The sequence below is a fragment of the Nocardia sp. NPDC005746 genome (assembly GCF_040630785.1).
In the GTDB taxonomy this organism is placed as follows: Bacteria; Actinomycetota; Actinomycetes; order Mycobacteriales; family Mycobacteriaceae; genus Nocardia.
Genome location: NZ_JBEXYE010000024.1, coordinates 79,804 through 92,683, shown reverse-complemented (window position 1 = coordinate 92,683; position 12,880 = coordinate 79,804). Strand labels below are relative to the sequence as shown.

Annotated in this window: 11 protein-coding genes; 3 read left to right on the top strand and 8 right to left on the bottom strand. The window is 69.3% G+C overall.

Features of this window, described 5'->3' with window-relative positions:
* Window positions 1–109: 109 nt before the first annotated feature.
* Genes pgl through tkt form a run of 5 tightly spaced genes read right to left on the bottom strand, consistent with a single transcriptional unit; the run spans window position 110 to window position 6,616 of the window.
* Window positions 110–847, bottom strand: a complete 738-nt coding sequence (gene pgl / locus ABZ412_RS31875; RefSeq protein WP_357287698.1) for a 6-phosphogluconolactonase — start codon at window positions 845–847, stop codon at window positions 110–112.
* On the bottom strand, window positions 840–1,748 hold the full coding sequence (gene opcA / locus ABZ412_RS31870; RefSeq protein ID WP_357287695.1) for a glucose-6-phosphate dehydrogenase assembly protein OpcA: 909 nt from the start codon (window positions 1,746–1,748) through the stop codon (window positions 840–842). The genes pgl and opcA overlap by 8 nt, the downstream gene beginning before the upstream one ends.
* 25 nt (window positions 1,749–1,773) lie before the next feature.
* The gene (zwf, locus tag ABZ412_RS31865) at window positions 1,774–3,309 is read right to left on the bottom strand and encodes a glucose-6-phosphate dehydrogenase (RefSeq protein WP_357287703.1); all 1,536 of its coding nucleotides are present in this window, start codon (window positions 3,307–3,309) and stop codon (window positions 1,774–1,776) included.
* A 29-nt stretch (window positions 3,310–3,338) separates the two neighbouring features.
* A complete protein-coding gene (gene tal, locus ABZ412_RS31860; protein WP_357287692.1) occupies window positions 3,339–4,469 on the bottom strand; it encodes a transaldolase in 1,131 nt (376 codons plus the stop codon).
* A 5-nt stretch (window positions 4,470–4,474) separates the two neighbouring features.
* The gene (tkt, locus tag ABZ412_RS31855; RefSeq protein WP_357287690.1) at window positions 4,475–6,616 is read right to left on the bottom strand and encodes a transketolase; all 2,142 of its coding nucleotides are present in this window, start codon (window positions 6,614–6,616) and stop codon (window positions 4,475–4,477) included.
* A 394-nt stretch (window positions 6,617–7,010) separates the two neighbouring features.
* Here tkt and ABZ412_RS31850 point away from each other — a divergent pair, with 394 nt between their 5' ends.
* The 3 genes from ABZ412_RS31850 to ABZ412_RS31840 all read left to right on the top strand — a co-directional run bounded on the left by ABZ412_RS31850 (window position 7,011) and on the right by ABZ412_RS31840 (window position 9,842).
* Window positions 7,011–8,003 (top strand): heme o synthase, encoded by a 993-nt coding sequence (locus ABZ412_RS31850; protein WP_357287687.1) that lies wholly within the window; start codon window positions 7,011–7,013, stop codon window positions 8,001–8,003.
* A 145-nt stretch (window positions 8,004–8,148) separates the two neighbouring features.
* Window positions 8,149–9,021 carry an alpha/beta hydrolase gene (locus ABZ412_RS31845; RefSeq protein ID WP_357287684.1) on the top strand — a complete coding sequence of 291 codons (873 nt, stop codon included), beginning with the start codon at window positions 8,149–8,151 and terminating at the stop codon, window positions 9,019–9,021.
* Window positions 9,022–9,197: 176 nt separating this feature from the next.
* On the top strand, window positions 9,198–9,842 hold the full coding sequence (locus ABZ412_RS31840; RefSeq protein ID WP_357287682.1) for a dihydrofolate reductase family protein: 645 nt from the start codon (window positions 9,198–9,200) through the stop codon (window positions 9,840–9,842).
* A gap of 194 nt (window positions 9,843–10,036) precedes the next feature.
* Here ABZ412_RS31840 and ABZ412_RS31835 read toward each other — a convergent pair whose 3' ends face one another.
* The 3 genes from ABZ412_RS31835 to ABZ412_RS31825 are packed head-to-tail and all read right to left on the bottom strand — an operon-like array spanning window position 10,037 to window position 12,874.
* Window positions 10,037–10,474: a hypothetical protein gene (locus ABZ412_RS31835; RefSeq protein ID WP_357287679.1), complete on the bottom strand. Its 438-nt coding sequence runs from the start codon at window positions 10,472–10,474 to the stop codon at window positions 10,037–10,039.
* Between the two features lie 17 nt (window positions 10,475–10,491).
* Complete coding sequence (locus tag ABZ412_RS31830; RefSeq protein ID WP_357287677.1) at window positions 10,492–11,256, bottom strand: hypothetical protein; 765 nt, start codon at window positions 11,254–11,256, stop codon at window positions 10,492–10,494.
* Window positions 11,257–11,293: 37 nt separating this feature from the next.
* Window positions 11,294–12,874: a long-chain fatty acid--CoA ligase gene (locus tag ABZ412_RS31825; RefSeq protein ID WP_357287674.1), complete on the bottom strand. Its 1,581-nt coding sequence runs from the start codon at window positions 12,872–12,874 to the stop codon at window positions 11,294–11,296.
* Between the last annotated feature and the right edge of the window lie 6 nt (window positions 12,875–12,880).

The following is a 12,880-nucleotide window of genomic DNA, read 5'->3' as shown; positions in this document are numbered from 1 at the left end:
CTAACTCTTTTCCCCACCCCCCCCTCTTCCCGTTGGGGGGCGTTATTTTGGGGGAAAACCTCCACGGGGGGGCCCGTATCGATCGATCCGGGCCCGCCGTTCGGTGGAATCAGCGCGGCAGGTCCGCCGCGGCGCTCTCGTCCAGCAGCCAGGTGGTGGACTCGGTGCCGATCGCACCCGCCGCCGGGATATCGAGCGGCGACGCCCCGTTGAGGGCGGCGGCCACCGCGGCCGCCTTCGCCTCACCGGACACGATCAGCATGACGTGGCGCGACTTGCGGATCGCGGGCAGCGTCAGCGTGATCCGCACGGCCGGCGGCTTGGGCGAATTGGTCTCCGCGACAACCAGCTCGTGCTCCTCGCGGGTGGCGTCGGTGTGCGGGAACAGCGAGTTGATGTGCCCTTCCCCGCCCATGCCGAGCAGGTGCAGGTCGAACGCGCCATGCTCGGCCAGGTGCGCGTGCACGGTGGCCGAGTACTCGCCCGCGGCCTCCAGCGGGTCCGGATAGTCGCCGCTCGAGGTCTCGGTCGGGTGCACCCGGGACGGGTCGACCGGGACGTGGTCGAGCAGTGCGTGGCGGGCCTGGAGCTCGTTGCGCTCCGGATCGCCGGTGGGCACGAAACGCTCGTCGCCCCAGAAGATGTCGAGCTTGGCCCAGTCGATGTCGCCGGGGGCCTTGCGCACCAGTTCCAGCAGCGCGATGCCGGTGCCGCCGCCGGTCAGGACCACCGAGGCGGAGCCGCGCAGTCGCTGTGCCTCCACCACCTGCGCGACGAAGCGGGCGGCCGCGGCCGTCACCAGATCGTCGACGGTGGTGAATGTTTCCGTGACGGCGGGCTTACTCATAGGTCACCCTTTCGATTCCGGTGAGGGCCTCGGCGTAGATGTCGTCGGCGTCGAGGTGACGCAGTTCCTCGGCCAGGCAGTCCTTGGTCTCGCGGCGCGCCAGCGCGAAACGCTGGTCGGGTTCGCCGGTGCGGGACAGGGTCGCGGTGCGGCCGTGCTGCGGGCGGGAGATGGCGATCGACACCGAGGGCCGGTGCATCTCCACCTTCAGCTCGCCGGTGCGCCGCACCACCGGGCAGTCCAGCCGCGCGGCCAGCCAGCCCGCCAGCATGTCCAGCGCCGGTTCTTCCTTCAGACCCGAAATCGTCACCGACTCAACGGTTTCGAACGGGGCCTCGTCGAGCGCCGCCGCCAGCAGTGCCCGCCAGTAGGTGACCCGGCTCCACGCCAGATCGGTGTCGCCGGTCGCGTAGGAGCGCCGGCGACCCTTGATGGTGGCCTGCGGATCGGCCGCGAAGGTGGCGTCGGTGATCCGGCGGGTCGCCAGGCGGCCCACCGAATCCTTGGACGGGAACTCCGGCGCGCCCCGCGGCCACCACGCCACCACGGGGGTGTCGGGCAGCAGGAACGGGATCACCACGCTGGCCTCGTGCGGCACCAGATCGCCCTGCAGCCGCAGCACGATCACCTCGGCCGCGCCCGCGTCGCCGCCCACGCGGATCTGCGCGTCCAGTCGCGTCTGGGCCATGCGGTCGCCGCGCGCCAGCACGATCACCCGGCAGGGGTGTTCACGGCTGGCGTCGTTGGCCGCGTCGATGGCGTCCTCGGCCTCGGAGCTGTCGAGGGTGCACACCACCAGGGTGAGCACCCGGCCCATGGTGACCACGCCATTGGATTCCCGCAGTTGCACAAGGCGTTTCGACACCTCGCGGGTGTCGGTGTCGGGCATGTCGATGATCATCGGGCGGGCTCCTGGATGGGTGTGGTCACGGCCGCCGCCATTCCCGCCCGCTGCGCGCGAGCATCTCGTCGGCGGATTCCGGACCCCAGCCGCCCGCCTCGTACGGGTCGGGTTTGCCGGTCGCGGCCCAGTGTTCGAGCGCGGGATCGAGGATGCGCCAGGACAATTCGACCTCCTCGTTGACCGGGAACAGCGACGGCACCCCGAGCAGCACGTCCAGGATGAGCCGCTCGTAGGCCTCGGGGGAGTCCTCGGTGAACGCCTCGCCGTAGCTGAAGTCCATGTTCACGTCGCGCACCTCCATGGACGACCCGGGCACCTTGGACCCGAATCGCATGGTGATGCCCTCGTCCGGCTGCACCCGGATGACCAGCGCGTTCTGTCCGAGTTCCTCGGTCATGGTCTGGTCGAAGGGCAGGTGCGGGGCGCGCTTGAAAACCACCGCGATCTCGGTGACGCGCCGGCCCAGACGCTTGCCGGTGCGCAGGTAGAACGGCACGCCCGCCCAGCGGCGGGTCGCCACGGACAGGGTGATGGCCGCGTAGGTCTCGGTGCGGGAGTTGGGGTCGAAGCCCTCCTCCTGCAGCAGGCCCACCACCGGCTCACTGCCCTGCCAGCCCGCCGTGTACTGGCCGCGCGCGGTCGTCTCGTCCAGCGGCGCAACGAGTTTCGTCGCCGAGAGCACCTTGATCTTCTCGATCTGCAGCTGCTTGGGCTGGAAGCTCACGGGCTCTTCCATGGCCGTCAGCGCCAGCAGCTGCAGCAGGTGATTCTGGATGACGTCACGGGCCGCGCCGATGCCGTCGTAGTACCCCGCGCGACCACCCAGGCCGATGTCCTCGGCCATGGTGATCTGCACGTGGTCCACATAGTTGGCGTTCCAGATCGGATCCCACAGCTGGTTGGCGAAGCGCAGCGCCAGAATGTTCTGGACCGTCTCCTTGCCCAGATAGTGGTCGATGCGGAACACCGACCGCTCCGGGAACACCGTGTTGACCAGCGCGTTGAGTTCCTGCGCGCTGTTCAGGTCGTGCCCGAACGGCTTCTCGATCACCACTCGCCGCCACGGACCCGGTTGCCCCGCAGGGGTATCGGTCGGCTTGGCCAGCCCGTTCTTGGACAGCTGTTCCAACACGATGGGGAAGTCGCTGGGCGGGATCGACAGGTAGAAGGCGGTATTGCCGCCCGTGCCGCGATCCCGGTCCAGATCCTTGAGGGTGGTAGCCAGCTTGTGGAAGGCCGCGTCGTCCTCGAACGTGCCGCGGACGAAACGCAGACCCTCCTTGAGCTGCTGCCACACCTCCTCGCGGAAGGGGGTGCGCGCCGAGGACGACACGGACTCGTGAACCAGGTTCGCGAAGTCCTCGTCGGTCCAGTCCCGGCGCGCGAATCCGATCAGCGAGAAGCCCGGGGGCAGCAGCCCCCGGTTCGCCAGATCGTAGATGGCCGGCAGCACTTTGCGCCGCGACAGGTCACCGGTAACGCCGAATATCACCACGTTGCACGGTCCGGCGATGCGGGGCACCCGGCTGTCGCGATCATCGCGCAGCGGGTTGGGCATCGCGACCGTCGTCGCCGCGCGAGCCACGGTCAGTTGCCTCCCGCGACCTGCAGCTTTTCGGTGGTGGCGTCGAGCAGTTCCTGCCAGGAGGCGACGAACTTGTCGACGCCCTCGGTCTCGAGCACACCGAACACGTCGTCCAGGTCGATGCCCACCGCGACCAGCTGGTCGAAGACCGCCTGTGCCTGCTCCGCCTTGCCGACGGCCGCGTTCGGCACGATCACGCCGTGGTCGGCGACGGCCTCGAGTGTCTTCTCCGGCAGCGTGTTCACGGTGTCGGGGGCGACCAGCTCGGTCACGTACATGGTGTCGGAGTACTCGGGGTTCTTCACACCGGTCGAGGCCCACAGCGCGCGCTGCTTGTTGCCGCCCTGCGACGCCAGCTTGTTGAACACGTCGGTGTGCTTGCCGCCGTCGAAGATGTCCTGGTAGGCGGCATAGGCCAAGTGCGCGTTGGCGATTCCGGCCTTGCCGCGCAGCGCCAGGGCCTCCGGGGTGCCGATGGCCTCGAGCCGCTTGTCGATCTCGGTGTCCACACGGGAGACGAAGAACGAGGCGACGGACTGGACCTTGGCGATGTCGTGCCCGGCGATGGCGGCGTTGCGCAGACCGTCGAGGTAGGCGCCCATCACCGCGATATAGCGCCGCACCGAGAAGATCAGCGTCACGTTCACGCTGATGCCCTCGGAGATGACCCGGGTGATGGCCGGGAGGCCGGCCTCGGTCGCCGGGATCTTGATGAACAGGTTGGGCCGGTCCACGATCTTCCACAGCTCGATGGCCTGGGCCACCGTGCCGTCGGTGTCGAAGGCCAGGCGCGGGTCGACCTCGATGGAGACGCGGCCGTCGACGCCCTTGGACGCGGCGAAGACGTCGGCGAACACGTCGCAGGCCGCGCGCACGTCATCGGTGGTGATGGTGCGGATGGCCGAGTCGACGTCCGCGCCGCGCGCGGCGAGCTCGGTGACCTGCTCGTCGTAGGCGTGACCCTTCGACAGCGCGCCCTGGAAGATGGTCGGGTTGGTGGTGACGCCGACGACATTGCGGGAGTCGATCAGGCCCTTCAGATTTCCGGACTTGATGCGATCGCGCGACAGGTCGTCCAGCCACACCGAAACCCCGGCGGCCGACAGGGCCGCGGTGTTCGTGTTCTGGGTCATGACAACTATCCCTTCACCTTGGCGAGCGAGCGGGTGGCAGCGGCGACCACGGCATCGGCGGTGATGCCGAACTCGCGGAACAGCGTCTTGAAGTCGGCCGAGGCACCGAAGTGCTCGATGGAGACGTTCTCACCGGCGTCGCCGGTGAAACGGTGCCACGGCATCGCGATGCCGGCCTCCACCGTGACGCGGGCCCGCACCGACGGCGGCAGCACCTCGTCGCGGTAGGACTGCTCCTGCGCGTCGAACCACTCCACACACGGCATGGACACCACGCGGGTGCCGATGCCCTGTGCCTCGAGCGTAGCGCGCGCGTCGACCGCGAGCTGCAGTTCCGAACCGGTGGCGATCAGGATTACCTGCGGTGTGCCGGTGGAGGATTCGGCCAGGATGTAGCCGCCCTTGCGGACGCCCTCGTAGCTGGTGCCCTCCTGGATCGGCAGGTCCTGACGGGTCAGCGCCAGCGCGGACGGGCCGTCCTGGTGCGGCGGCTCGGAGACCAGGAAGTGCGAATGCCGTTCGGCGCTATCGCGTTCCAGGATGGTGCGCCAGGCGTAGGTGGTCTCGTTGGCGTCACCCGGGCGGACCACGTTCAGGCCGGGGATGGCGCGCAGTGCGGCCAGGTGCTCGATCGGCTGGTGGGTGGGGCCGTCCTCACCCAGGCCGATGGAGTCGTGGGTCCACACGTAGGTGACCGGGGTGCGCATGAGCGCGCCCAGGCGCACCGCGGGACGCATGTAGTCGGAGAACACCAGGAAGGTGCCACCGTACGGGCGGGTCGGTCCGTGCAGCGCGATGCCGTTCAGGATCGAGCCCATGGCGTGCTCACGCACACCGAAGTGCAGCGTCCGGCCGTACGGGTTGGCCTTCCACGCGCCCGTGGAGATCGACTCCGGGCCGAAGGACGCCGCACCCGGCATGGTGGTGTTGTTGGACTCGGCGAGGTCGGCCGAACCGCCCCACAGCTCCGGCAGCACCGGGGCCAGCGCCGCGAGCACCGCGCCGGACGCCTTACGGGTCGCCATGGCCTTGCCCGGCTCGTGCTCCGGCAGGGTCTCGGTCCAGCCCTCGGGCAGACGACGCTCCTGCAGGCGGTCGAACAGCGCCTTGTTCTCCGGGTTCGCGGTCGCCCACGCCTCGAACTGCTCCTGCCAGGCCGCGCGGGCGGCCTTGCCGCGGTCGGCGACATTGCCGCGCGAGTGCGCGATCACGGCGGCGTCCACGTCGAAGCTCTTCTCCGGGTCGAAGCCCAGGATCTTCTTGGTGGCCGCGACCTCGTCGACGCCCAGCGCGGCGCCGTGCGAGGAACCGGTGTTCATCTTGTTCGGGGCCGGGAAGCCGATGATGGTGCGCAGCAGGATGATCGACGGCTTGTCGGTCACGGCCTGCGCGGCGGCGATGGCTTCCTCGATGGCGGTGACGTTCTCGCCGCCCTCGACGGTCTGCACGTGCCAGCCGTAGGCCTGGTAGCGCGCCGCCACGTCCTCGGTGAACGCGATGCGGGTGTCGTCCTCGATGGAGATCCTGTTGTCGTCGTAGAAGACGACCAGGTTGCCCAGCTGCTGGGTGCCCGCCAGCGAGGACGCCTCGGAGGTGACGCCCTCCTCCATGTCACCGTCGGAGGCGACGACATAGATGAAGTGATCGAACGCACTCTCGCCCTGCGCCGCCTCGGGATCGAACAGGCCGCGCTCACGCCGCGACGCCATCGCCATGCCCACCGCCGACGCCAGGCCCTGGCCCAGCGGGCCGGTGGTGATCTCGACGTGGTCGGTGTGGCGGTACTCCGGGTGGCCCGGGGTCAGCGAACCCCACTTGCGCAGGTGCTCGAGGTCGGTCAGCTCGAGACCCATGCCGGCCAGGTACAGCTGGATGTAGAGGGTGAGGCTGGAGTGGCCGCACGACAGGACGAAACGGTCGCGACCCACCCACGCCGGATCCGCCGGATCCAGGCGCATCACGCGCTGGAACAGGGTGTAGGCCAGCGGGGCGAGGCTCATCGCGGTGCCCGGGTGGCCGTTGCCGGCGTTCTGGACCGCATCGGCGGCGAGGACCCGGGCCGTGTCGACGGCTCTGGTGTCCAGATCGGTCCAGTCGGTGGGGTGGTTCGGCTGAGTGAGCGCGCGGATGTCGTCTGTGACTGACACGACCGAGGTTCTCCTGACCATTCGTCAACGATGCGGTTGTGGGCGGCGGCGGGAATCGCTGCGTTCGATCCGGGTGCGACGCGGCCGCACCGATCTACAACCACCCTAAAGGGCGGCGTTTCGTGGTCATAAGGGAACCCGCATTCACTTGCCGCCGTGTCGTCGGTTCGTGGCGTTTCGCGGACCTGTTCGTGACTGCCCGGTGTACGCGTCGCGAACCGGTCTCGGTGCGCGTCGGGGTGGACCTGGTCGGGAGCATGGTCGCCGTGGGTCTACCATGCTCTGTAGTAGTGGCCGCGCCGCACCGTGTCCGGATTTCGCACCGGACCGGGTCTGGATCGCGCACCACTGAATCCAGACCGATCGGATGATGCACGGCGTGCGAGGAGAAACTGTGGGGATTGGGCAACAGCCGGGTGGCGCTCACGGCTCCTCCGGGGCGGTGCTCGCCGACCGGGTGACGGGCAGCGGTCCCCTCTCGGCGGCGACCAGGCGGGTGCTCGCCTACATTGCGCTGACCAAGCCCCGGGTCATCGAATTGCTGCTCGTCGCAACGATTCCCACCATGCTGCTGGCCGACCGCGGCGATGTCGACATCCGCCTGATCCTGGTCACCCTGTTCGGCGGCTGGATGGGCGCGGCCAGCGCCAACACCCTCAACTGTGTCGCCGACGCCGACATCGACAAGGTGATGAAGCGGACCTCGAAGCGTCCGCTGGCCCGCGAGGCCGTCCCCACCCGCAACGCCTTCGTGTTCGGCGTCACCCTCGGCTTGGCGTCGTTCGCCTGGCTGTGGTGGCAGGCCAACCTGCTCTCCGGCGCGCTGGTCGTGGCGACCATCCTGTTCTACGTCTTCGTCTACACCCTCGGCCTCAAGCGCCGCACCTCGCAGAACGTGGTGTGGGGCGGCGCGGCGGGCTGCATGCCCGCCCTGGTCGGCTGGTCCGCGGTCACCGGCAATATCGGCTGGCCCGCCATTGTGCTGTTCCTGGTCATCTTCTTCTGGACGCCGCCGCACACCTGGGCGCTGGCCATGCGGTACAAGGAGGACTACAAGGCCGCGGGCGTCCCGATGCTCCCGGTCGTGGCCACCGAGCAGACCGTTACCCGGCAGATCGTCCTCTACACCTGGGCGACCGTGCTGGCCACCTTCGCCCTGGTCCCCGCGGCGGGCGTCATCTACGCCGCGACCGCGCTGGTCGCGGGCGCCTGGTTCCTGCTGATGGCGCACCAGCTGTACTCCGGTGTCCGCAAGGGCGAATCGGTCAAGCCGCTGCGACTGTTCCTGCAGTCCAACAACTATCTGGCCGTCGTGTTCTGCGGTCTGGCAGTGGACTCGGTGCTGGGCTGGAACACCATCGGACACACCCTCTTCGGCTGGTCCTGATCCCCGCCGCCGGGCGGCGGTGAAGTTTCGGGGCCGCCGGGCGGCGGTGAAGTTTCGGGCGTGCGTGTCGATTCGGCTCGTCGCTGTTCGATGAGAAGGTGAAGGGCGGAACCTCCGCCCTCGCACCGAGAGGAACAGCCGCCTGATGACCGAACCCATCCTGGCTCTGCCCGACGTCGACCTCGCCTACGATCTCCGGGGGCCCGCACCATCGGAGAGCGCACACCGGCCGCTGCTGATGATCGGCCAGCCGATGACCGCGGAAGGTTTCACCGCGCTGGCGGCGTACTTCCCGGACCGGACCGTCATCACCTACGACCCGCGCGGGCTCGGCCGCAGCGTCCGCAAGGACGGCCGGACCGACAACTCCCCGACCGTGCAGGCCGAGGACGTCCACGCCCTCGTCGCCGCCCTGGACGTCGGCCCGGTGGACCTTTTCGCCAGCAGCGGCGGTGCGGTCACCGCCCTGGCCCTGGTCACCGCCCACCCCGCCGATATCGCCACCCTGGTGGCCCACGAACCCCCCATCCTGTCGGTCCTGCCCGACGCCGACGCCGCGGCGCGGGGCCAGGCCCAGGTCCGCGACGCCTACCAGGCCAAGGGCTCGTTCGCGGGGATGGCCGCTTTCATCGCGTACACCTCCTGGCAGGGCGAGTTCACCGACGCCTTCTTCGCCCAGCCTCCGGCCGACCCGGCCATGTTCGGCATGCCCGCCGAGGATGACGGCACCCGAGACGACCCGCTGCTGTCCGATCGCTCCTGGGCGATCACCGGCTACGTCCCCGACACCGCGGCCCTGAAGGCCGCGCCCACCCGCGTCGTCATCGCCGTCGGCGCGGAAACCGCGGGCACTCTCACCGCGCGGACCGCCGAGGCCACCGCGGCCCTGCTCGACTCCACCCCGGCGGTGTTCCCCAGCCACCACGGTGGTTTCACCGGCCCCGACTCGGGTTACCCCGGTCAGCCCGAGCTCTTTGCCGACCGCCTGCGCGAACTGCTCGACGAGAGCCGGGCGTAATCATCCGGACGGTTCCCCGGGTGCGTCTCGTGCCCGGGGGGTATTCGGTTGATGGACTTGTGGTCTCGGCGACACCCTGTGCGGTTGGTCCGGACGCGCGTGTCGATCCGGCGCAGCGCCGATCGATGAGAGGGTAGGGGCGGAACCGCCGCCCACTCACCCGAGAGGCCAGCGTCATGCCGAAACTCCGCGTCCACAACATCGCCGTCTCCCTCGACGGCTTCGCCGCAGGTCCCGACCAGGGCCCCGACGCCCCGCTGGGCCGCGGCGGCGAACGCCTCCACGACTGGGTCTTCCGCACCCGCTACGGCCGCGACATGATCGGCGATCCGGGCGGCGATCCCGGCCCCGCCAACGACATCCTCGCCGCCGGTGACGACAACATCGGCGCCACCATCATGGGCCGCAACATGTTCGGCCCCGTCCGCGGCGACTGGCCTGACGATTCCTGGACCGGCTGGTGGGGCGACACCCCGCCTTACCACCACGACACCTTCGTCATGACCCATCACCCGCGCCCCGACCTCCCCATGAAGGGCGGCACTACCTTCCGCTTCGTCTCCGGCACCCTCGAGGATGTCCTCGCCCGAGCCTTCGAGGCGGCCCAGGGCCAGGACGTCCGGCTCGCCGGAGGCGCCTCCGCCATCCGCCAGTACCTCGCCGCGGGCCTGGTCGACGAGATGAACCTGGCGATCGTCCCGACGCTGCTCGGGTCCGGTGAGCGCCTGTTCGACAACCTCGGCACCCTGCCGGGCTACCGTGTCGTGGATATGGTCTCCACCGCCGCCGTCACTCACGTGTGGCTCGCCAGGAGCGCGTGACGCAGCCGGCCCCGGACAGCGGGTTTCGCCGAGATCGGACTCCTCGGTAGGTGATGTGCCGAGATGCGCTTCAAGCCTGGCGATTTCGAAGGTCGTACCCTTTCGGCGCAGGAGGCCGCAAGGGTACGACCGGCTCGGGGGCGGCTACCGCGTGGGCCGAGACCAGCAGTCCGCCAAAGGAATACCAACGGCGGTCAGGGTACGGGTTGGCCGTCTGCTCCGATCAGGTGCCACGCGCCCATCAGGCCGTGGCCGCGGGCGTCGCCGGGGGCGGAATCAGCGGCGAAGTAGTAGAGGGGCCGACCCGCGTAGGCTGCTTGCGCGGTCCCGTCCGGCCGGGTGATGGTGGTGATCTTGTCCGCGGCGACACCGGGGCCGGCGATCACCGGTCCGGGCAGCACCGGCCATTTCGCGAGGCAGTCGCCGACGCATGCCGAGGTGCCGGGACTGTCCTTCGCGAACGCATACAGAGACTTTCCCGCGCTGTCTGCCAAAACATCTCGGCCGGCGGAGGAGCTCACTCGGAGAGCGGCGGGCGATGCGGCCGGCGGTGAGGTGTCGGCGGCCGAGCAGGCCGTGGCCGTGGCGAAACAGGTCAGGACGAGGGCGAGTGTCGCGTGCTGGATTCTCATCGAGGATCTCCTATCGACTATTTGGCCGCCGGGGCGGACTGTGCCGGGTCCTTGCAGTAGGGGAGATCGGGCGGGCAGGGCGCGAGGATGGTGGAGAAGTACTGGATGGCGGAGAACAGGGTGATGGGGCCGCCCGCCACCACGATCCCGCCCATCGATCCGACCGCGCCGAGCGTGGCCATGCCGAGCACGCACCCGGCGACGGTCGCGCCGACGAACGGCACCAGCAGTGCGATGACCGGGCTGGACAGGACGGCTCCGGCGGCCGCGCCGACCAGACAGCCCACGCCCGCGCCGACGACCGCGCCGAGCACGGCGCTGACCGCCGCGCCGATGGCGGCGCGCTGGGCGAACGCGCCGAGCGCTTGAGCGTCACGGGGAGTGAAGGATTCGGCGATCTGCGCGGCCGCCCGGTCGACGGCCACCACGTCGGCGGCGGTCACCGGTGCGACGCGCTGGGGATTGTCCTTCGACGGGGTCAGCGTCGCGGTGCCGCCGTCGATCCTGGCGGTGATCGGGTAGGCGGTGTCGTCGATCCGGTAGGTGAGCGGGATGGCGGCGACGAGCTGATTGTCGCCGTCGAGCAGGGCGAGCTGCTGGTCGAGCTGACGCAGGGTGCCGCCAGTGACGGTCAGCACGGCGGCGTCACCTGCCCTGCTCACCTCGTACTTCACTGCCGCGGAGGGCTTCTCTCCCACCGGCGCCGCGTGGGCGGTCACGGCGGTGCCGACCAGGGCCGAGGCGGCGAGCGCCGCGGTGACGGCCGTGTTCTTGATGTTCATGACTGTTGTCCTCATCCTCAGTGATGAATGTCGGGTCTCACCGAGAGGTGGTGAGCCGGTTGTGTGCTTGGGCGAGTTCGCGTTTGAGGATCTTGCCGCTGGCGGTCATCGGGAGCGTGGCGGTGAATTCGATGACGCGCGGATACTTGTAGGCGGCCAACTCCGCACGACACCAGTCGATGAGCTCGACCTCGGTGACGGTGGCCCCGGGTTCCGGTACGACGCAGGCTTTGATCTCCTCGCCGTAGTGCTCGTCGGGGATGCCGATGACGGCGGCGAGCGAGACCCCGGGATGGGTGTGCAGGACTTCTTCGATCTCACGGGGATAGACGTTGAATCCGCCGCGCACGATCATGTCCTTGGCCCGGTCGACGATGTAGTAGCAGCCGTCGGCGTCGCGGCGGGCGAGATCGCCGGTGCGGAGCCAGCCGTCGCGCATGACCTCCGCGGTGGCATCGGGTCGGCGGTGGTAGCCCTTCATGACATTGTGGCCGCGCAGCGCGATCTCACCGATCTCCCCGGCCCCCGCGACGGTGTTCCACTGCGGGTCGATGAGCCGGACCTCGATGCCCCACACGGGAATTCCGATCGATCCCGGGCGAGGATCTCGGTCCGGGTCCGCGAACAACGCCAGTGGGGAGGTCTCGGACAGCCCATACCCCTCGAGCACAGGCACCCCGAATCGCTGTGCGAACCGTGTCAGAATCTCGACCGGAAGTGCGGCGCCGCCGGATACGGCCTTGCGCAATGTCGCCGCGATGCGGTCGATGTCGACGGTGTCGTCCAGCGCCCGGAGCAGCGCCCAGTACATGGTCGGCACGCCGGCGAAGAAGGTGACCTGTTCCGCGGCGAGCTCCCGCAGCGCGGCGGCCGCGTCGAACCGGGGCATGAGCACCAGGGTCGCGCCGACCGACAGTCCGGCGTTCATGTTGATCGTCTGGCCGAAGGAATGGAAGAGCGGCAGCGTGACCAGGTGCGTGTCATGGCGATCGGGGACGTTGTCGAAGAGCCGGTTGGCGGTCAGCGCGTTCATCACCATATTGGCGTGGGTGAGCTCGGCGCCCTTGGGGCGGCCGGTGGTTCCACTCGTATAGAGGATGACCGCGGTGTCCTCGGGACGGCGGGCGACGGTGTCGAACGTGCGAGGCTGGGCCGCGACGGCCCGGGCGAGGGTGTCGATGCCCGGATACGGTGCCGGGGCGTGCGGATCGGCGGTGATCAGGACCATGTCCCGGCAGCCCGGCGCCTGCTGGAATCCCTCCCGGCCGTGCTCGCCCATGGGCAGTCCGGGCGTGCCTTCGTGGCAGAGATACAGAACCGCTTCGGAATCATCGAGGTGGTAAGCGATTTCGCGGGGGCGTAGGAGGATGTTGAGCGGGACGACCACGGCGCCCGCTTTGACGATCCCGAAGTAGCAGATCACGAATTCCGGCAGATTCGGGCACGAGAGGGCGACGGTGTCGCCGGGCCGGACACCGCGGTCGGTGAGCAAGCGGGCGACCTGGTTGGCGCGTGCGTCGAGTTCGGAATAGGTCAGCCGCTCGCCGTCGAGCACGACGGCGTCGGTGCCCGGGTAGCGGCGTGCGGAATCCTCGAGCAGTAGAGCGAGATTGAGCACAGAGAC

Coding starts and splice junctions, on each gene's coding strand:
- pgl (WP_357287698.1), bottom strand. CDS start 847: ATGAGTAAGCCCGCCGTCACGGAAACATTCACCACCGTCGACGATCTG.
- opcA (WP_357287695.1), bottom strand. CDS start 1,748: ATGATCATCGACATGCCCGACACCGACACCCGCGAGGTGTCGAAACGC.
- zwf (WP_357287703.1), bottom strand. CDS start 3,309: ATGCCCAACCCGCTGCGCGATGATCGCGACAGCCGGGTGCCCCGCATC.
- tal (WP_357287692.1), bottom strand. CDS start 4,469: ATGACCCAGAACACGAACACCGCGGCCCTGTCGGCCGCCGGGGTTTCG.
- ABZ412_RS31845 (WP_357287684.1), top strand. CDS start 8,149: ATGACCGAACCCATCCTGGCTCTGCCCGACGTCGACCTCGCCTACGAT.
- ABZ412_RS31840 (WP_357287682.1), top strand. CDS start 9,198: ATGCCGAAACTCCGCGTCCACAACATCGCCGTCTCCCTCGACGGCTTC.
- ABZ412_RS31835 (WP_357287679.1), bottom strand. CDS start 10,474: ATGAGAATCCAGCACGCGACACTCGCCCTCGTCCTGACCTGTTTCGCC.
- ABZ412_RS31830 (WP_357287677.1), bottom strand. CDS start 11,256: ATGAACATCAAGAACACGGCCGTCACCGCGGCGCTCGCCGCCTCGGCC.